This window comes from Caloramator quimbayensis (assembly GCF_900167605.1).
In the GTDB taxonomy this organism is placed as follows: Bacteria; Bacillota; Clostridia; order Clostridiales; family Caloramatoraceae; genus Caloramator_B; species Caloramator_B quimbayensis.
The window spans coordinates 69,422-89,581 of sequence record NZ_FUYH01000010.1; the positions used below are offsets into that span (position 1 = coordinate 69,422).

15 protein-coding genes and 1 tRNA gene are annotated in these 20,160 nt (G+C 32.5%); 12 read left to right on the plus strand and 4 right to left on the minus strand.

The genetic code is table 11. The annotated features are described in order from the left end of the window. Nucleotides 1-58: 58 nt before the first annotated feature. The gene (locus B5D15_RS08140; protein WP_078696619.1) at nucleotides 59-988 is read right to left on the minus strand and encodes a 3'-5' exoribonuclease YhaM family protein; all 930 of its coding nucleotides are present in this window, start codon (nucleotides 986-988) and stop codon (nucleotides 59-61) included. A gap of 130 nt (nucleotides 989-1,118) precedes the next feature. On the opposite strand from B5D15_RS08140, the gene B5D15_RS08145 reads away from it, so the two are divergent. From B5D15_RS08145 to B5D15_RS08175, 7 genes are all read left to right on the plus strand, one after another. Next, nucleotides 1,119-1,194, plus strand: a tRNA-Pro gene (locus tag B5D15_RS08145). Nucleotides 1,195-1,485: 291 nt separating this feature from the next. Then, a complete protein-coding gene (locus tag B5D15_RS08150; protein ID WP_078696620.1) occupies nucleotides 1,486-1,764 on the plus strand; it encodes a hypothetical protein in 279 nt (92 codons plus the stop codon). Between the two features lie 108 nt (nucleotides 1,765-1,872). Beyond that, entirely contained in the window at nucleotides 1,873-2,619 is a 747-nt protein-coding gene (locus B5D15_RS08155) for an N-acetylmuramoyl-L-alanine amidase (protein ID WP_078696621.1), read from the plus strand. 218 nt (nucleotides 2,620-2,837) lie between these two features. Beyond that, nucleotides 2,838-4,130 (plus strand): sugar ABC transporter substrate-binding protein, encoded by a 1,293-nt coding sequence (locus B5D15_RS08160; RefSeq protein ID WP_078696622.1) that lies wholly within the window; start codon nucleotides 2,838-2,840, stop codon nucleotides 4,128-4,130. 53 nt (nucleotides 4,131-4,183) lie between these two features. Further along, nucleotides 4,184-5,116, plus strand: a complete 933-nt coding sequence (locus B5D15_RS08165; RefSeq protein ID WP_078696623.1) for a carbohydrate ABC transporter permease — start codon at nucleotides 4,184-4,186, stop codon at nucleotides 5,114-5,116. Between the two features lie 16 nt (nucleotides 5,117-5,132). Beyond that, a complete protein-coding gene (locus B5D15_RS08170; protein ID WP_078696624.1) occupies nucleotides 5,133-5,984 on the plus strand; it encodes a sugar ABC transporter permease in 852 nt (283 codons plus the stop codon). A gap of 64 nt (nucleotides 5,985-6,048) precedes the next feature. Next, nucleotides 6,049-7,050, plus strand: coding sequence for a LacI family DNA-binding transcriptional regulator (locus tag B5D15_RS08175; protein ID WP_078696625.1), 1,002 nt, complete (start codon nucleotides 6,049-6,051; stop codon nucleotides 7,048-7,050). Between the two features lie 344 nt (nucleotides 7,051-7,394). Here B5D15_RS08175 and B5D15_RS08180 read toward each other — a convergent pair whose 3' ends face one another. The 3 genes from B5D15_RS08180 to B5D15_RS08190 form a co-directional block, all read right to left on the minus strand. Further along, on the minus strand, nucleotides 7,395-8,834 hold the full coding sequence (locus B5D15_RS08180; protein ID WP_078696626.1) for an alpha-amylase family glycosyl hydrolase: 1,440 nt from the start codon (nucleotides 8,832-8,834) through the stop codon (nucleotides 7,395-7,397). 63 nt (nucleotides 8,835-8,897) lie between these two features. Then, the gene (glgP, locus tag B5D15_RS08185; protein ID WP_278305670.1) at nucleotides 8,898-10,511 is read right to left on the minus strand and encodes an alpha-glucan family phosphorylase; all 1,614 of its coding nucleotides are present in this window, start codon (nucleotides 10,509-10,511) and stop codon (nucleotides 8,898-8,900) included. Nucleotides 10,512-10,530: 19 nt separating this feature from the next. After that, entirely contained in the window at nucleotides 10,531-12,831 is a 2,301-nt protein-coding gene (locus B5D15_RS08190; RefSeq protein ID WP_078696627.1) for a family 65 glycosyl hydrolase domain-containing protein, read from the minus strand. A 238-nt stretch (nucleotides 12,832-13,069) separates the two neighbouring features. Between B5D15_RS08190 and B5D15_RS08195 the strand changes: the two genes are divergently transcribed. The 5 genes from B5D15_RS08195 (at nucleotide 13,070) to B5D15_RS08210 (ending at nucleotide 20,148) form a co-directional block, all read left to right on the plus strand. Beyond that, the gene (locus tag B5D15_RS08195) at nucleotides 13,070-13,897 is read left to right on the plus strand and encodes an Mrp/NBP35 family ATP-binding protein (protein ID WP_078696628.1); all 828 of its coding nucleotides are present in this window, start codon (nucleotides 13,070-13,072) and stop codon (nucleotides 13,895-13,897) included. 158 nt (nucleotides 13,898-14,055) lie between these two features. Then, a complete protein-coding gene (locus B5D15_RS15835; RefSeq protein WP_332925428.1) occupies nucleotides 14,056-14,355 on the plus strand; it encodes a HesB/IscA family protein in 300 nt (99 codons plus the stop codon). A gap of 87 nt (nucleotides 14,356-14,442) precedes the next feature. Then, the gene (locus B5D15_RS08200) at nucleotides 14,443-15,405 is read left to right on the plus strand and encodes an RluA family pseudouridine synthase (RefSeq protein ID WP_078696629.1); all 963 of its coding nucleotides are present in this window, start codon (nucleotides 14,443-14,445) and stop codon (nucleotides 15,403-15,405) included. A gap of 200 nt (nucleotides 15,406-15,605) precedes the next feature. Beyond that, a complete protein-coding gene (locus B5D15_RS08205) occupies nucleotides 15,606-18,929 on the plus strand; it encodes a 5'-nucleotidase C-terminal domain-containing protein (protein ID WP_078696651.1) in 3,324 nt (1,107 codons plus the stop codon). Nucleotides 18,930-19,083: 154 nt separating this feature from the next. Next, on the plus strand, nucleotides 19,084-20,148 hold the full coding sequence (locus B5D15_RS08210) for a hypothetical protein (RefSeq protein ID WP_078696630.1): 1,065 nt from the start codon (nucleotides 19,084-19,086) through the stop codon (nucleotides 20,146-20,148). The last annotated feature ends 12 nt before the right edge of the window (nucleotides 20,149-20,160 follow it).

Below are 20,160 nucleotides of genomic sequence, written 5' to 3' on the forward strand. Positions count from 1 at the left end.
ATAAAATGAAGTATTTATACTCGTAATCTCAGCCACATAAAGGTGAAAATTAGGATAGCTATTTTTTAATATATCTTTTATATGTGCTGTTAAATTCTGTCCAGCATCCTGTTCCGCAATCTCTTTGTATTATAAGATTAAATCCGTTTACCTCTGCGCTCATTTTGTCGGCATTGTGGAGAGCTATTGCTTCTATTGTCATTGGTACTACGGGGGAGCCCATCTCGAGGGTTCCATGATGGGATAATATACAATGCTTAAGCTCAAGCAAAAGCTCATCAGGAAAATTTTCTATCTCTTTTGCACTTTTACTTATAAGCTCTGTACCTAAATATATGTGACCAAGGAGTCTGCCGCTGTCTGTGTATTTATTTTCAGGAAAAGTGGAAAGTTCAAAAACCTTTCCTATATCGTGAAGAAGAGCGCTTGTTACGGCGATATCATAATTTATATAGCTATAAAGTTTGCAAAGGAAAATAACTGTTTTAGTAACCTCTATTGTATGCTCAGCAAGTCCTCCGATATATGCATGATGTATTTCAGACCCAGCTGCTTTTTTATAAAAATCTGAGCATACTTGGGATGAAGAAAATATATTATTCAATAGAAGTTTTAATTTTTCATTTTTTATTGTAGATATAATTTGCTTTATTTCTTTTTCAAGATTTAGTTCATCGAGAGCACTTGAAGGGGTTATTTCTTCTATTAAATTGATATCAGGAGAATCTATTTTAATTATTTTATCTATATGTATCTGAAGCATTCCTTTAAATTCTTTAACAGTTCCCCAGACATTAGCAAAGCATCCTGGAGTTATTTCTTTTGCAATCTCTTCATTGCTATTCCAAATCTTTGCATCATAATTTTTTATTCCATAACTTATCTGAAGATGGTAGTATTCCTTGCTATTCTGACTCATTTTTTTACAAATCTGTCTTACTATAAAAGGCTGGCCTTCAAGCCTATCATTTGGATTTAAATTCAGCATATTATCACCTCTTTAATATTATACAATTTTTACAAACTATGTACACATAAATAAAGAAATTAGTTAAAAATTTTTTACAATACTATTGTATTTTGAAAAGAAAGTAGTATAATATTAGTAGTATAAATGACTGGGTGTGGCGCAGATGGTAGCGCGCTTGAATGGGGTTCAAGAGGTCGCTGGTTCAAGTCCAGTCACCCAGACCAATAAAAGCCTGTAACATTGATGTTACAGGCTTTTTTGCACTGAAAAATTAATAAAGAGCTGTTTTGATGTATTATTTGTAATACTTATTAAACTGTCTGTAAAACATCTGTTTATATTCTATCAGCTACAAAAATTCATTATATTGAAAAATAAACAAAAAAATGTCGCAAAAAAGGTTATAGAAATGTTTGAATATATTTATAATCAGGAGTAAAATGGAAAATGCTGGTGAGTATTGACTACTGCAGCAAATATAATAATAGAAATTAGAACAAAGGGAGAAAATTGTCATGGAAAGCGCAGCAATTATACAAATTTTAATGAAATACCTGAAGGATAAAGAAAAAGTTGAATACGATGAATTGTTAAAATTTCTTCATAATAGTGAAGACTGCAGCATTAAAAAAAATAACATATCCCAAATTAACGACTGCATTTTCGATTTAATACTTGAGGGTATATTAAAAGTAGGTATTGTATATTCATATTATGGTTCGTCAAATCAATACTATATTGACAGGGATAAGTTAATGAGAAAAATAGGATCGAATAGTCTTTTGGCAAGTTAGCTTATTTATAGATTTGATGATATTTTATAATTTAGTTATATCTATATATTAAGAACAAACTCCTCATACAATTTATATATTATATTAGAAAAATAAGGAGGGGTTTGTATGCTTCCTATTAAAGTCATGCTTCTTACAAATAAAAATAGACCCAAAATAAAATTGAAAAAACTAAAAGGAATCGTTATTCATTGGACGGCAAATACAGGAAAGGGAGCTGATGCTTTAGCAAATAGAAATTATTTTAATTCAACGGATAGAGCAGCTTCAGCCCATTTCATAGTAGATGATCATCAGATAATTCAGTGTATTTTAGAAGATGAAGTAGCCTTTCATGTTGGAGCAAATAAATATAGGTCTGCAGGAGAGAAAATAAGAGAGGGAAGTTTTGGCCCTAATTATTTTCTCCTTGGTATTGAAATGTGCGTAAACAGCGATGGAAATTTTAATAAAACCTATGAAAACACTGTGGAACTTGCTGCATATCTTTTAAAAAAACATAAGCTTAGTATAAACGATTTATATAGACATTACGATATTACCGGAAAAGACTGTCCTAAGATGCTTATAGATGAAAATCAATGGCAGAAATTTAAAAATGATGTAAATAAGATATTAAATAATTACCCTAAGGATGAAGGCAGCACTAAACCTGTAGCTGCTGTAAAAGAAAAAATAGGAATAGTAACTGCGAGTATATTAAATTGTAGAGAACAGCCAACACTGAATTCAAAAATAAATGGAAAACTTATAAAGGGTACTAAGGTAAAGATTTATGATGTAAAAAACGGCTGGTATCTTGTAAACAATAAAATGCCCCAATGGGTTAGTAAAGAATATGTAAGTTTAATTTAGAAACCTGACTACAGGTTTCTATTTTTTATGCTGTTTTATGCTAACGATTGCACAAAATAACTTTAAATTTTAGCTTAAACAATTAATTTTGTGTTGAAAATTGGCTATTTAATATAGTTTGACAATTCAGAAAATGTGTTCTATAATTAAATTAATGCAAGCGATTGCACAAAGTGCTGTCGTAAAAAATCGTTTTTAAAAACAAGGGGGTTGTGTTAATGAAAAATACCAAAAAAGTTTTAACTTTGCTTTGTATTGTAGCATTGCTGACGGGTATTTTTGCAGCCTGCGGGAAAAAAGAGGCATCAAATCAAAATGATCAGCAGCAAGCTTCTCAGCCTGCGCCAGAGCAGAAAAAGGTTGAAATAGCCTTTTGGGAACAGGATGAAGCTAACGCAAGAAATACTCTTGATGCACTTATTTCAGAATTCCAAAGTCAAAATCCAAATATAACTGTAAAAAGAACACACTTTGAAACAGAAGATTTGAGAAAGAATTTTACTTCTGCTTCACTTGGGACAACCGGTCCAGATATTGTTTTAGGACCTAATGATAACCTTGGTGTATTTGTTCCAGGAAACCTCGTACAATCTGCAGAGGATGTTATGGGAGCAGATTTCTTTAAAAACTTTGATTCTGTAGCTCTTGAAGCTGCAAAATACTATGGAAAACAGTACATGATTCCTGATAGAAATGGTAATGAGCTTTGTCTTCTTTATAATAAGAAGTTAGTTTTAGAAGCTCCAAAGACTTTTGAAGAATTAATGGATATTTCAAAGAAGCTTCAAAGCGAAAAGAAGGTACAATATGGACTTGCGTTCAATAAAGTTGAGCCTTTCTTTACAGTTCCATTCCTTGGGGCATTTGGAGGACAAGTATTTGATGATGTTAATGCACAATCACCAAAGCCAACACTTGATACTCCAGCTATGCTTGAATGGGCAAAATTCCTGTTAAAGCTTCAAAATGACAAGATAATACCAAAGGAAGCAGATTATGATGTTGCAAGCAATCTCTTTAAAGAAGGAAAAGTTGCATTCCTTATAAACGGACCATGGGAATTTGGAACATACGTTAAAGCTGGGATGGACCTTGGAATAGCTCCAATCCCATCTATCAATGGCAAATACCCTGCTCCTTATTCAGCAGTTAAGGGCTATTGTATTTCAGCTGGAGTTACAGATCCTGACAAGAAAGCTGCAGTTAAAAAGTTCCTTGAATTTGTAAACAGCAAGGATGCACAGCTTAAAATGGTAGATGCTCATAAACAGCTTCCAACAAATCTTGAAGCACTTCAAGATTCAAAGATTACAAGCGATCCAATGATAGCAGCACAAAAGGAGCAGCTGTCAAAATGCGTTCCAATGCCGATAATAACTCAGATGAGAGCGGTATGGGATGCTATGAAACCAGTTCAGCAGGAACTCTTTGCTGGAAAGATAAAACCAGAAGATGCTCCAAAGAAGATTCAAAAGAAAGCTGAGGAAGGAATAAAGGCATTAGGATTTTAAAATATAAATAGGGGGATAAAAATCCCCCTTTTTTTAAAGAGAGGAGGCTAAAAATGGAACTTAAAACTTTGCAAAATAAGAAGCAAAATAGAACTGGTCACAGCAGAAATATGGCTCAAACAAGATGGACACCTTTCTTCTTTTTGCTTCCTTCGCTTATTGTATTATGCTTTATCGTGCTTTATCCTCTTTTTTATGAATTTTGGATATCCTTCAGAAATGTTACTTTATTAAACTTAAAAAGTGGTAAATATCCTTATATTGGATTTCAAAACTATATTCAGATTCTAACAGATCCACTTTTTTATAAGACGCTTTTAAGAACTTTAGTATGGACAGCTATAAATGTTTTCTTCCATATTACTTTCGGACTTTTTCTTGCTATACTTTTAAATAGAAAACTACCTGGTAAAAGTATTATTAGAGTTCTGTTAATACTTCCTTGGGCAATACCACAGTATATAGGGGCTATTACTTGGAGAGGTATGTTTAATATAGAATATGGAGCAATTAATATTCTGCTTACAAAATTCTTTGGACCTAACGCTGCAATTCCTTGGTTATCTGATCCTAAATGGTCCTTTATTGCAGCAATAATAACGAATATATGGCTTGGCATCCCATTTATGATGATGACATGTCTTGGAGGACTTCAGAGCATTCCTCAGGAATTTTATGAGGCAGCTGATACCGATGGAGCATCTGGATGGCAGAAATTTAAAAATATAACTCTTCCTTTATTAAAACCTGTAATTACGCCAGCAGCTGTTCTCGGGACAGTTTGGACTTTTAATATGATTAGCGTTATTTACGTTATAACTTATGGAGCAGAAACAGAGGAAGCACAGATACTTGTTTCCCTCGTGTATAAAAAGGCATTTTCATACTTTAGATATGGATATTCAGCAGCACTCTCAGTTATTATTTTCTTAATACTAATGTCCTTTAGTTCCATATTTATAAAGTCCCAAAAGCTTGAAGATTAGGGGGGATTGTATTATTATGAGAAGTGAAAGATTTGAAAAAGGAGATTCTGTATTAAAGATAATACTAATTTATATAACTCTCGGTATATTTTGCGCTATTTCAGTATATCCGGTATTAAACATATTATCGATATCTTTAAGACCAGCAAGTACTGTTTTTTCAACATCCTTAAAGATAATTCCTGATAATGCAACCTTTGATAATTATATAAATGCCTTTTTAAAATATGATTTATCAAAATGGCTATTAAACAGCCTTATAATTTCAAGCCTATCAGCTTTTTTTGGAGTAATTCTTTCTGTTACAGCAGGCTATGCTTTTTCAAGATTTGAGTTTTTGGGCAAAAAAGTCGGTCTTAGTATGCTTCTTGTTACACAGATGTTTCCGGCAACAATGACTCTTTTACCACTTTATATAATGCTTATACATTATAGATTGTCGAACAGCTTTTTAGGACTTGTTATTGTATATATTTCAACTACAATACCATTTAACATATGGATATTAAAAGGTTATTTTGATACTATTCCAAAGTCCCTTGAGGAAAGTGCCTATGTTGATGGTGCAAATATTACAATCTCTTTTTATAAAATTACCCTGCCTCTTGCAGCTCCTGCGATAGCCCTTAGCGCTCTCTTTTCTTTTATGGGAGCATGGTCAGAATATATAGTTGCAAGAGTTATTATAACAGCGTCTGATAAACTAACCCTTCCAATAGGGCTTACTAACATGATGGGACAGTTTACAACAGATTGGGGAATATATTCAGCAGCAGCTTTAATCACCGCTGTTCCTGTAATGATAATTTTCATATGCCTTTCAAAATACCTTGTTGGAGGATTGACTCTTGGGAGCGTTAAAGGTTAAAATACATTAAAACAAAGCATTATCTATAAATTTGTTAAAATAAAAGAAGCGGGAGTTGATTTAAGTGTCTGCAACAATTAAAGATGTAGCAAGGATTGCAAATGTTTCTCCATCCACTGTATCAAGAGTTATAGCTGACAGCCCAAGAATAAGCAAGGAAACTAAATTAAGAGTAGAGCAGGCAATTAAAGAGCTTAATTATCATCCCAACATTATAGCAAGAAGCCTTGCGAATAAGTCAACTAAAATAATAGGGCTTATAATACCAAATACTTCAGAAGATCTTTTTAAAAATCCTTTCTTTATTCAGGTAATGACTGGAATTAGCATATACGCACAAAAAAAAGGATATTATATAATGTACAGTTATAGCAAAAAAGAAAATGAAGAAATTAAGTTTTTAAAGAATTATTCAAATAGTAAACTTGTTGATGGTTTTATATTATTAACCTCAAAGAAAGACGATAAATGTATAGAATTTTTAAAAAAGAATAACTATCCCTTTGTTGTTGTAGGGAGGCCGGAGGATACAAATAAAGTTTCATGGGTTGATAATGATAATTTTAAAGCTATGTATGGGGTTGTGAATTTGCTTATACAAAAGGGTCATAACAGTATAGCCTTTATAGGTGGTCCAAAACAGTTTAACATGTCAAAGGACAGGCTTGAAGGATATAAAAAGGCCCTCGATGTTCATGGGGTTTATATTGATGATAAAATGATTGAGCAGGAGACAAATTTTACTGAAAGCTGCGGTTTTGAAGCTATGAATAGAATTTTAAGCTATAAGATACCATCTGCGGTTGTAACAACGGATGACCTTCTTGCCTTTGGAGCTTTAAAAGCCATCAATGAAAGGACATGCCAAAAGATTGCAATTGCAGGTTTTAATAATATTCCTTTAGCTGCTTATCAAAACCCTCCGCTTTCATCGGTAGATATTAATGCAGAGGAGCTTGGTTATAATGCAGCAAAGCTCCTTATCGGGAAACTTGAAAATGAGCTTTTAACTACAAATCATTATATTGTGGAAACAAAGTTTATAGAGAGAGAGTCTACTTTGTAATACCTATTTTTCAAAATATAGTTTTGCGACGATAGTGATTATTATATTTAAAATTACAAAAAAGTTTACTTTGCGATTTATATGAGCCCCTGATACTGCACAGCCAATCTTTTTCGCTCATTTAGAAGCTCTAAGCCTTGTTTCCTTGAAAATTAAGAACTTTTGGGAACTCGCTCCGCTCAAGCAACCAAAAGTTCTAAAATTTTCGGCGTCACCTTCGGCAAGAGCTTCTAAAATTAGCTTTATATTGGCCATAGCAGTATCAGGGGCTATCTATTTCAAAATGTGGTTTTATAAATTAAATATTTTTAAAAATTAAATGGGCACCTATTGGTGCCCATATTTTAATTTGCTTTTTTAAGTATTAAAAATTCAAAGGGTTTTAATTCAAAATTTAGCTTACCGTTTTCTGATTTATATGTTTTATTAGTAAGTAAATCTGTATATTCACCATCGTTTTGCTGTGTATCAACTAAAACCTTATAATTTGTATCTTGTACATTAATAACAACAATTATAGTGCTCTTATCATCCCATCTTGAATAGGATATAAAATTAGAATCATAACTTAGCAATTTAAAATTATTAGAAGCAAAGGCAGAATTGCTATTTCTAATTTCAGTAAGTTTTTTATAGAAGTTAAGTATATTTGAATTTGATGTCTTATCCCACTGCATATCACGCCTGTTATCAGGGTCAGAATCACCCTCCATAGCTATTTCTGTACCATAGTAAACAACAGGTATTGAAGGATATGTCATTATAAAGGACAGAGCAAGTTTCAAGTAATCTTCTTTGTTTTCTGAAACATCAGTAACAAATCTTTTATTGTCGTGATTATCTATAAAAATTCCGTTAAGCTCTGGTTTTGTATAAGTATCTCTTTGCTGAATTGCGCTTATAAGTCCATCGGATAGGCCGAGGGGCTTAAAGGTTGACTTTATACCATAATAAAGAGGATAATCAATTAAACCATCTATTCCGCACTCTTTATACTGCTCGAGATATGTTGGATTTCCACTCCATACTTCTCCAAGAAAATAGAAATTTGGATATTTTTCCTTTATTGCCTTTGTAAATTCGCTCCAAAAGCTTTTAGGAACGTGCTTTACAGTATCAAGCCTCATACCATCTATTCCTGTTTCTTTAATCCACCAAAGAGCATTATTGATTAAAAATTCCTTAACCTTTGGATTTTCCTGATTTAAATCTGGAAGGCCTGCAAGCCAGCCGTTTTCACATTCCGTAGGATCATCATAATTTGATATTTCCATTTTAGGATGGAACCATCCTTCATGCTTTCCATCTGTAAGATAAGGACTATTAGGACCAGTGTGATTTACTACATAATCTATAATTACTTTTATATCTCTTTTATGTGCTTCTTTAACCAGATTTTTAAGATCATCCATACTTCCAAGATGAGGATCTACCTTTGTAAAATCCTTTGCCCAATATCCATGATAACCTTTATCTTCATTTTCAACAACAGGAGTTATCCAAATAGCAGTTGTTCCCAAGGACTTTATGTAATCGAGTTTTGATATTATACCTTTAAAATCTCCTCCATGATAGGATAGAGGGTCGTTTTTGTCTACATCATAATCGTTTGAAGTATCTCCATCGCAGAATCTGTCTGTCATTATAAAATATATTATGTCTTTGTTTGAAAAGGTTCGATTTTTAGAGCTACTGCTGTTAAAAATATCTTTAAAGCTGCAGCCTGTAAGGCTTGAAAATAATATTAGAAAAGATAATAAAATACAGAATAATTTTTTCTTCAATTTTACCCCCCCTTTTTAATATAAAAACCTGAAACAGAACTGCTGTTTCAGGTAAATATAGATTTAGCTTATATACATCTTTTCAAAGTATTCCTGAAGCATTCTTTTAACAGAGAAATATTCCATAGTGCTTAATATGCTGTTTTTCATCATATCAACCCATTTTGCTCTGTTATTATAGTAGGTTGGTATTACTTCGTTTAATAATACTTCATATAAAGCAGTAATATCGTTTTTATCGAGCTCCTGCTCGTTTTCGCTTTCAAATCCATTTCCAAACTGCCAGCCGTTTACTCCATGATTGCAAGCTTCAGGCCACCATCCGTCGAGAGTGCTTAAATTTAAAACTCCGTTCATTGCCGCCTTCATTCCAGATGTTCCGCTTGCTTCCTTTGGCCTTCTTGGGTTATTGAGCCACACGTCTGAACCTCTTGTGAGCATTTTTCCAATAGTCATATCGTAATTTTCGAGGAAAACTACTGAATCAGGATATTTCTTTGAAATAGAAACTATGTTCTCGATTATTTTTTTACCGGTGTCATCTAAAGGATGAGCCTTACCGGAGTAAACCATTTTAAGCTTCTTATTTTTAAGAAGAGGTTCTATAACGTTTACATCAGAAAATATAAAATTACTTCTCTTATATGGAGCTGCACGTCTTGAAAAACCTATTAAAAGCACATCAGCATCGAGTTTAACTCCATTTCTCTCATATACAAAATCAATAAGTTCTTTTTTATTTTTCATGTGGCACTCCCATAAATCTCCGTTCCCCTTTGCTGCATCTATCATATTATCATCAACCCATGTGGGTATATGAATAGCGTTAGTAATACCTATTATATTAGATTTATCTTCAATATGCTTCCACATTTTATTTGCGGTTACCTCATGAAGTTTTGCAACAGCATTTGAAATTCTTGATGTTCTAAGTGAAGCAACGGTCATATTAAAAGGATCTCCGCCTAATTTGACCATTTGTTCTAAAGAAAGGCCGTTGTTTGCTCCCATATACATAAGGCTGTCTAAAGTATGACTTTCATTTCCCTCAATTATTGGAGTATGAGTTGTAAAAACAACCTGCTTTCTTGTTTCATTTAATGCATCCTCAAAGGATAATCCTCTTTCCATTTTCTCTCTTATTAACTCTAATGCTGCAAACACTGCATGACCTTCATTAAAGTGATAAACATCTACATCCATTCCAAGGGCCCTTAGAGCTTTTATTCCTCCGATACCAAGTACCATCTCCTGAGCTATTCTTTCTTCCTTAAACCATCCATAAAGCTGTCCTGTAATCCATTTGTCCTCATTTTCAGGTATATCTGTATCAAGAAGATATAAAGGAACATTTCCAAATTTATCAACTTTCCACACTTTACATACAACATCTCTTTTTCTTATATTTACAGTTACTTTAACCCCTGTATCTTCAAGAAAATCGTATTCATAGTTGTGGTATGTGTCGTAGGGTTTTCCGTTTTCATCAATCATTTGATCCGTATAACCCTGTTTCCATTTGATACCTATTGGTATGATAGGGAAATTATAGTCCTTTGCCCCTTTAATATAGTCTCCTGCTAAAATACCAAGACCTCCAGCATAGGTTCTCATGCATGTATCAAGACCGTATTCCATTGAAAAATAAGCTACTTTTGGAAGATTGTTATATTCCACGATGTTTCCCTCCAATAATTTATTTTTTAATTATTACTGAACCGTTCTGAGGAACAGTATATTCATCATCAAAAACCTTAATAATAAATTCATTTCCCCTTTCTTGATATATAGTAATAACATCTTTTTTTACATCTATCTTTAATAGATGCTCTCTAAAAAGTATTTTGAAAGAATAGGATTTCCATTTCGATGGAACATAGGGCTTAAAGCAGAGCATATCGTTTATGACCTTCATTCCTCCAAAGCCTTGAGTAATTGTCATCCAAGTACCTGCCATGCTGGTTATGTGAAGGCCGTCATTTGTGTCGTTGTTGTAGTTGTCGAGATCGAGCCTCGAGCTTCTTAAAAACAACTCATATGCCTTATTTTGATATCCAATTTGGCTTGCAATAATCGAATAAATACAGGCAGAAAGGGAAGATTCATGCACTGTTCTTGGTTCATAGAAGTCGAAGTTTCGCTTTATGGTATCTAAATCATATCTTTCATTTAAAAAGTATATTCCTTGAATAACATCAGCTTGCTTTATAAAGCATGACCTTAATATTCTATCCCAGGACCAGTTTTGATTTAAAGGTAAATCATCCTTTGAAAGTTCAGAAACTAACTTTTGTTCCTTATCCATGTACCCGTCCTGCTGCTCAAATATTTTAAGAGATTCAACATAGGGATAATACATCTTGTTTATTATATCCTGCCATTTTTCAAACTCTATATCCTGTAGTTTAAGTTTTTCCTTAAGAACTTTATATTTCTCAGGATATTTTTTCTTTAAAATCTCACATACTTTTAAAGTGTAGGAAAGATTCCAAGCAGCCATTGTATTTGTATACCAGTTATTGTTAACGTTGTTTTCATATTCGTTAGGTCCAGTAACACCAAGAATCATGTATTTATCCTTTAGAGGGTTGTAATTTACCCTCGATTCCCAAAAACGGCTTATTTCTACTAAAACTTCAAACCCATAATCAGATAAATATTCTTCATCTCCTGTATATCTTACATAGCTGTATATAGCATAGGATATAGCTGCATTTCTATGTATTTCTTCAAAGGTTATTTCCCATTCGTTATGACATTCTTCACCATTCATTGTAACCATAGGATAAAGGGCACCCTTTAATCCCAATTTTTTTGCATTTTCCTTAGCTTTCTCAAGATGATTGTATCTGTATATTAAAAGGTTTCTTGCAACGCTTTTATCATGAGTACTCAAATAGAATGGGAAGCAAAAGGCCTCAGTGTCCCAATAGGTACTTCCTCCGTATTTTTCTCCTGTAAAGCCTTTAGGTCCTATGTTAAGCCTCGGATCCTTTCCGTTATATGTCTGGTTCAAATGGAAGATATTAAATCTTATTGCCTGCTGTGATTCAACATCTCCATCAATTACTATATCGCTTTCTTTCCATTGATGTTCAAGGGCTTTAGAGTGTTCTTCAAATAGATTGTCAAACCCCTTTAAAAATGCTTCTTCAAGTATCTCCTTGCCCTTTGAAACAAGTTCTTCGTTTTTATAGTATCTATTTGATGTTACAGCTGCATATTTATAAAGAGTAATTGTCTCACCAATATTACAATAGGTTTTATACTTGCTTCCAACATACTTTTCTTTAACTATAGGTTCAATCTCTGTTTTATTTTTATTTCCACTGCAGTAAACATCATATTTCATAGATGTGCATACGAAAAAGTCAAGCTTTTTGGTTTTCATTGTTATATAACCATAAAGGCCATCTACATTCTTTTCAACCTCATCCCAGAATTTTTCTCCATAATTTGAATCTTCATTCGAAACATCTCCATCGATTAAAGGTATAAGTTCTATTTTTCCATCATAATTTAAAGGAGTTATGCTATATGAAATTGCGGCAACTTCACCCTTTGCCATGCTTATAAATTTTTTTGTTTTTATTTCGGTTTCACGATTTTTTCCATCACAAATTGTAAATTCGATATTGAGACATCCTGTTTTCATATTTAGGGTTCTTTTGAATTTTTTAAATTTTACTTTTGCAAGGTCGAGTCTTTCATCTTCTATATAAACGTCTATAGTTGTGAAATCTGGGGCATTTAACACCTTTGCAAAGTATTCAGGATATCCTATTTTCCACCAGCCAACCCTTGTTTTATCGGGATAATATACTCCGGCTATATAAGTACCCTTAAGAGAATCACCAGAATAATATTCAGTGAAATTACCTCTAATACCCATATAGCCGTTCCCAAGGCTCATTACGCTTTCTGTAAGCCTGTTTTTATCTGGATTAAACCCTTCTTCAATAACATTCCATTCATCCACTAAAAAATATTTTTCCATAACATCACCATCTCATAATTATTATATGCAATCGTTTGCGCAAATTGTAAAAAATAAATTCCAATTAAAGCACAGGCTATAGATTGGAATTAAAATTTAAAACTTATCTATAATATATCATTTTTTTTATGGATAAGTCAATTAAAAATTTTTTATTTTTTATATTTTCATACAATGTTTTCAATAACAAAAATATCTACTATAATGTACTTGTTAATAAAATTAAGGAGATGATATTATGGCAAATTGCGATAGCTGTCCATCAAAGGACGGATGCAATAAAGGCGATAGCTGCATGGTTGAAAACAACCCACTAAATCAAGTAAAAAATATAATTGCAGTTATGAGCGGTAAGGGAGGAGTTGGAAAATCAACTATATCTTCATTGATAGCATGCGAACTTAAAAACAGAGGATATAGAGTAGGGCTTCTTGATGCGGATATTACAGGACCGAGCATTCCAAGGCTTTTTGGTATGACAAATAAAAGCGTTGAAATAACTGAAGATGGAATATATCCTCCTCAAAGCGTTACAGGCGTTTACGTTATGTCGATGAATTTATTAACGGAATATGAAGAGCAGGCTGTTGTCTGGAGAGGGCCATTAATTGCTGGAGCAGTAAAACAATTTTGGACTGATGTAGTTTGGGGAGACTTAGATTATTTAATAGTTGATATGCCTCCGGGAACTGGAGATGTTCCATTAACTGTCATGCAGTCAATACCTGTTACGGGTATTGTAATGGTATCAACACCTCAAAATCTCGTATCAATGATAGTTTCAAAGGCAGTAGATATGGCAAAGAAAATGAACGTTAAAGTATTAGGCGTTATAGAGAATATGAGCTACATAACCTGCCCAGAATGCAATAAAAAAATTGAAGTCTTTGGTGAAAACGCAGCTCAAAGGGCAGCGGAGAAAATTGGAATTGACCTTTTAGGAGAACTTCCTCTTGATAATGATTTAATGGAGCTTTCGGATGAGGGAAGAGTTGAGCTTTTTGGAAAGATGAAGGAAGATTTCAAATCAATTGTAGATGAAATAATAAATAAAATAAATAAGTAACGGGGAAAATATATTTATAAAAATATAAAGCAGTTGAATAAAATATTAAAATAAGAAAAAAAGATAATAAGATAATCTCCATTAATATTCTATTGATTTTTAATTTAAATTAAAGTAATATATACCTATATGGGGTATATATGAATGGAGGTATAAATATGGAGATTAAAATAACAAATTCAGCTGCGGAAATTTTGAAAGAAAAGCTAAGTAAAAAAGGTGACAATTACGGGGTTAGGGTATATATTGCCGGTATAGGATGAGGCGGCCCAACTCTTGGATTGGCTCTGGATGAGCCTAAAGATAGCGATAATGTATATGAAGCAGAAGGTATTAAGGTTATCTTTGATAAGGAGATGGCTGAATATACTAAAGGTTTTGTAATCGACTATAGAAATTCTTTCTTTGGAAAGAGATTTACAGTCGACCAGCTTTATAGCACTGCCTCTTGCAGATAGGTCTGTTTTAAACAGACCTATCTTTTTTATTGACTGAGAAGAATATTAAAGTTATTATAAAGAAAAAATAAATAAAGAGGGATGAGAATGAAGGAAATAGTTATCAGAGAAAATGAAGCAGGACAAAGACTTGATAGGTTTTTAAGAAAGTATCTATTGAATATGTCCCTTGGAAACATTTATAAGGCCATAAGAAAAAAAGAAATAACCGTAAATGGAAACAAGTCCAGCGAGAAATACATATTATCTGAAGGGGATATAATAAAATTTAATTTTAAGATTGAAGTTAATAAAGAAGATAAAAAGCTCAGATTTATAGATATAGATTATGAAATCGATACTGCCTATGAAGATGAAAATATATTAGTAGCTGTAAAAGGAGCAGATACCCTTGTTCATCCTGATGAGGGTAAAGAACTAACTTTAACCGATGCAGTTTTGGCCTATTTATATGATAAGGGAGAATATAACCCTGAAAAAGAGGTGACTTTTTCACCATCCCCCTGCAACAGGCTGGACAGAAATACATCTGGACTTGTAATCTTTGCTAAGAACTATGAAACCTTAAAAGCTGTAAATGAAATGATAAGAGATGGTAAAATAAAAAAATATTATTCTGCAATAGTTAAAGGAAGAATAGCCGAGGGTATCTATAAGGCCTACATTTTAAAGGACAGCAAGACAAATAAATCCTATGTAAGCAAGGACTATATAAAAGATTCAAAAGAGATTGAAACAAGAATTATAAATATAGAAAGCGTAGGGCAGTTTTCCCATATAGATATAGATTTAATTACAGGAAGAAGTCATCAGATAAGGGCCCACTTATCCCATCTTGGCAATCCAATATTAGGAGATCCTAAGTATGGTGATAAAAAATTAAACAGTTTCTTTTTGAATAAATATGGCCTCACAAATCAGCTTCTTATTGCTTATAAACTTATATTTACAGACTGTCCTAACAACCTAAAATATCTTGAGGGAAAAACAATAGTAATGCCCCTTCCTCCACTTTTTAAAAAAATTAAAAAAGATATATTTAAGTTTTAATATAAAAAGCTGTTAAGGCTTGAAGATAAAGTATTCTTTAGGCTTTGACAGCTTTTGCTGTGTCGAAAAAAGTCTTACGATTTTTAGAGGATTTATAAAATATTTAAAGAATTTCTAAAATATATAAAAAACAAGGGGGGAGTATTTTGAAAAAATCTAACTTCAAAAAAATCACAAGTTTATTTCTTGCCTTTTTGTTGATGGTAACTATAGTTTTACCAATCAACACTACTAAAGCAAAGGCTGAGAAAAATGTTAAGACTTTTGACATCATTGAAATTACTGACTTTCATGGGACCCTTGAAGATACAAGCGGAAATCCGGTTGCTGCAGTACTTGCTAAAAATATAGGCGATATAAAAAATACAAATCCTGAAAGAACGCTTATATTGGGAGGCGGAGACTTATATCAAGGATCGCCTATGTCAAATTTCTTTAAAGGAGTTCCTGTACAAAAGGTATTCAGCAATATAGGGATGGAAGTTACTGCACTTGGGAATCATGAATTTGACTGGGGACTTGATACAATAATTAATACTACGATGAAGGATGCGAAATATTCAATAGTTTGTGCAAATTTATATGACAAATCAACGGGCAAAAGAGTATTTGAGCCATATAAAATTATTGAAAAAGATGGAGTGAAAATTGGAATAATTGGGGCAATATCGACAGAAACGCCTACAATAGTTCTTCCAAAGTTTGTTGAAAATTATGAATTTAAAGATATAGCTTCAGAAATAAACAGCGTTGTTAAAGAAGTTAAGGATAAAGGTGCAGATGTTGTATTGGCTCTGATACACGAAGGAGACAGAAGTGATAAAATATATCCTTCAATTTATGATATAGCAGATAAACTTGAAGGTGTAGATGCAGTTTTTGGAGGCCACTCACATACTATTGCAAACACTAAATCTTCAAAAGGCATTCCTGTTATGGTAGCATATTATTCAGGAAGAGGATTTATTGATGCTAAAATGACAATAGGTTCAGATAAGAAGGTATCCTTTGCTGCAAATTATGTTGATATTTATACTGATAAGCCTAACGGATATAAAGCGCCAAACCCAATTATGGATTCAAATGTAAAAGCAATTGTTGATGAGGCAAAAAAAGAAATAGCACCAACATTTGGCGTTGTAATAGGTTCTTCCGACACAGACTTAACAAGAAAACAAATAGTTACAAATAAATGGTCGCCCTATGGAGAATCGTATCTTGGAAATTGGATAACAGATGTAATAAAAAATAAAGTTAATGCTGATGTAGGAATGCAGAATAATGGAGGAATAAGAATTGATGTTCCAAAAGGTGATATTACTGTTGGAACAATTAACTATATTATGCCCTTTGACAATACAATCTGCGTAATTGATATGAATAAAGCCCAGATTAAAAAAGTACTTGAACAGGCGGTAATGGATGGAGGCAAAGGTATTCAGATTTCAGGACTTAAAGTTAAATATGACTATGCGAGACCTTCAATGAACAGAGTTGTTGAGATTGTTAGAGAAAATGGAGCACCAATAAGTGATACTGAAATTTTAAAAGTTGCTACTAACGATTTTATGGCAACTGGAGGAGATGGATTTACAGGTTTTGTTGATGCAGGTGGGAAGGATCCAAAAGCTAATACATTCATACTTGTAAGGGATGCAATGATTGAAGCTGTAAAATCAAAATCAAAAATTGAAACGGTATTAAATTCAAGACTTACAGATATTTCAAAGGCTATATCAGTAATTGGAACTTCAGATATTCACGGAAATATTTATCCTCTCGACTATTATACAGGAAAAGCAGCAGATCAGGGACTTGCAAAGGTATCAACCTATGTAAAAGATCAAAGGAAAGCAAATCCCAACGTTATGCTTGTTGATGCAGGTGATACGATTCAGGGAACACCGTTAGCTTACTATTATAATAAGATGGATACAAAATCAGAATATCCAATGATAAAAGCAATGGGCATAATGAAATATGATACATGGACTTTAGGAAATCATGAATTTAATTATGGACTGGATAACCTTGATAGAATAATAAAAGATGCAAACAATGAGGGTATTTCTGTTCTTTCAGCAAACACATATAAAACCGATGGTACAAATTATGTAAAGCCATATATTATTAAAAGCTTTAATATAAATGGTAAAACACAAAAAATAGCGATACTTGGACTAACAACAAAGACTATTCCAAGCTGGGAGAATGAGGCAAACTATAAAGGATTAAAATTTAATGATCTTGTTGATGAAGCAAAGAAATGGGTTCCAATTATTAAGTCAGAAGGTGCTGATAAGGTAATAGCTGTTATCCACAGTGGAGAAGAAAGTGCAAGTGATATTATTCCTGAAAATCAGATAAAAGCAGTTGCACAGGGTGTATCAGGAATTGATGCTATAATTTGCGGACATACACATAAAAATATAGCTCAAAACATATACAAAAATCCTGAAGGGAAGAATGTAATAGTAACTGAGCCTGGAAAATATGGACAATATATATCTCAAGTTGATATATATGTTGACTCTGAAGGCAATATTGGACAAATTACAAGTAAAAATGCAAAAATGGATTCAGTTGCTGCAGATAAGGAATTAATGGATGCAATGCAGTCTTATCAGGATAAAACTATGAATTATATTGATACAGTAATTGGAAAATCAACGGGAGAATATTATGGGAAAGAGCAGACTATGAAACCTACAGCTCTTATGGATCTTGTTAATGAAGTACAAAGAACATATGCAAATACCCAGCTTTCAATAGCAGCGCCGCTTAGTCTCTCAGCTTATATACCAAGCGGAGATATAAAGATTAAAGATATAATGTCTGTTTATGTTTATGAAAACTTCCTATATGGTATAAAGATGAATGGAAAGCAGATTAAAGATTGGCTTGAATGGTCTGCAAGATATTATAAGCAGGTTTCAAAACCTGATGATAAAGTAGAAAAGGATCCACAGCTTAATATACCTGATTATAATCTTGATATGCTTTATGGAGCAACTTATGATATCGATCTTACCCAGCCAATAGGTCAAAGAATAAAGAATCTTAAGTATAACGGCAGATTAGTAAAAGATACAGATGTATTTACAGTTGCAGTTAACAACTATCGTTTTAATGGCGGCGGAGGATTTATGGCTGCAGCAGGATTAAAGCCTGGAGATATGAGCATTGTAGTTTATGATTCTGCTAAACTTCTTGGAGATGACGGTCAGGTTAGAAGCATGATGATAGATTATATTAAGAATAAGGGAACAATAAACCCAACGATTTCAAAGACATGGACACTATATACAACTAATGTAGAACAAATAGTAGAATCTCCAGCTAAAACAGTTAAGGTTGTTGCTCTTAAGGGACTTAGAATAAGAGCTGCTGCAAACGTATCATCAAAGATTCTTGGGGTTTATAAGAATGGAACAGAGGTTGTAGTTGAAGGTGAAGTTGGAAATTGGTATAAGGTAAATTATAATGGATTAAAAGGATATATTTATAAGAAGTATACAAAATAGATTTAAGCTAGGCATTTTGCCTAGCTTATTCTTATATTTGAGTATTATATTAATAAATACTTTATAGCTTTATATATATAAAGCATAAAAATAAAAGAAATTTATATTAAAAAATCTGAATATAAATATAAAAAAGGCATGGGGTTGAGGGAATATGCCAAGTATTTATAGAAGAAACATAAACAATCTATTATTTATAATTATTATAGGATTGCTGTCAGGAATATATTGGTATAAAAAAAGTATTGATATTTCAAGAAGCGCTGCCTGTACTAATACTGTTACTTTAGAAAACGAAAGCATAAAATCCATAAAATATATAGAAAAAAAAGAAGTGTTAGGGGTTAAAAGTGGTATTAACAAAACAGTGAGCGAGATATCCTATGTATATCCTGACAAACTTAGAATAGAAAGTTTAGATAATATAAAGAATATAGAAATATATAATGGTAATAAATATATACATTATGATGGAAAAATAAAAATTAAAGAATGCTTTCCGATAGATAAACCAAACATATTAGAAATAGAAAAAAACATAAATGACTCAATAAACAATAAAAATTACGAGTTTTTAGGGTATGAAATAAAAGATAATAAAAGATTGAAGGTTATCAGTATTAAGTGGAAATTGAATGATCACAATTATATGCAGAAATTTAAGCTTCAAGAAATAAAGGGAATAACTCTTCCCTATATGGAAGAGTATTTTGTGGATAATGTTGTAATATCAAAAACTACTTACGATTATTTAAAAGTCAATGAAACTTTAAAAGAAGATATATTTAAAATTGAATCTTTGCCATCCTCTGATATAATTAATGATGGGGTTCTTTCAAAAACTGTTGAGAGCTATGAGGAGGCACAAAAATATTTAAATTTTAGGATTATTGTTCCTGATAAGATTATAGATGGATTTATTCCTTGGGAAATAGGAATAATCCCGCCGGCAAAATATCCCTCCTTTTATTGTATATACTTTGATAGCGGAAATAGAATATATTTAAATGAAAGTGAAGGAAGTCTTGATTTGCCCCCTAACGGGATTATAGGAGAGTATCCATGCAGAATTGATATAGAAAATGAAACCGTTATCCTTAAGTGGAAACAGGAGAATATACTAATAGCCTTAAGCGGAGATACTAAAAATATGATTCAGATAGTAAAAATAGCACAAAGTATGGCTAAGGGAACTTTAATTAAGAATGAACAAAAATAACGAAGGAGAATT

Coding starts and splice junctions, on each gene's coding strand:
- B5D15_RS08200 (WP_078696629.1), top strand. CDS start 14,443: ATGAAGGAAATAGTTATCAGAGAAAATGAAGCAGGACAAAGACTTGAT.
- B5D15_RS08165 (WP_078696623.1), top strand. CDS start 4,184: ATGGAACTTAAAACTTTGCAAAATAAGAAGCAAAATAGAACTGGTCAC.
- B5D15_RS08155 (WP_078696621.1), top strand. CDS start 1,873: ATGCTTCCTATTAAAGTCATGCTTCTTACAAATAAAAATAGACCCAAA.
- B5D15_RS08210 (WP_078696630.1), top strand. CDS start 19,084: ATGCCAAGTATTTATAGAAGAAACATAAACAATCTATTATTTATAATT.
- B5D15_RS08150 (WP_078696620.1), top strand. CDS start 1,486: ATGGAAAGCGCAGCAATTATACAAATTTTAATGAAATACCTGAAGGAT.
- B5D15_RS08170 (WP_078696624.1), top strand. CDS start 5,133: ATGAGAAGTGAAAGATTTGAAAAAGGAGATTCTGTATTAAAGATAATA.
- B5D15_RS08195 (WP_078696628.1), top strand. CDS start 13,070: ATGGCAAATTGCGATAGCTGTCCATCAAAGGACGGATGCAATAAAGGC.
- B5D15_RS08190 (WP_078696627.1), bottom strand. CDS start 12,831: ATGGAAAAATATTTTTTAGTGGATGAATGGAATGTTATTGAAGAAGGG.
- B5D15_RS08160 (WP_078696622.1), top strand. CDS start 2,838: ATGAAAAATACCAAAAAAGTTTTAACTTTGCTTTGTATTGTAGCATTG.
- B5D15_RS08140 (WP_078696619.1), bottom strand. CDS start 988: ATGCTGAATTTAAATCCAAATGATAGGCTTGAAGGCCAGCCTTTTATA.
- B5D15_RS08205 (WP_078696651.1), top strand. CDS start 15,606: ATGGTAACTATAGTTTTACCAATCAACACTACTAAAGCAAAGGCTGAG.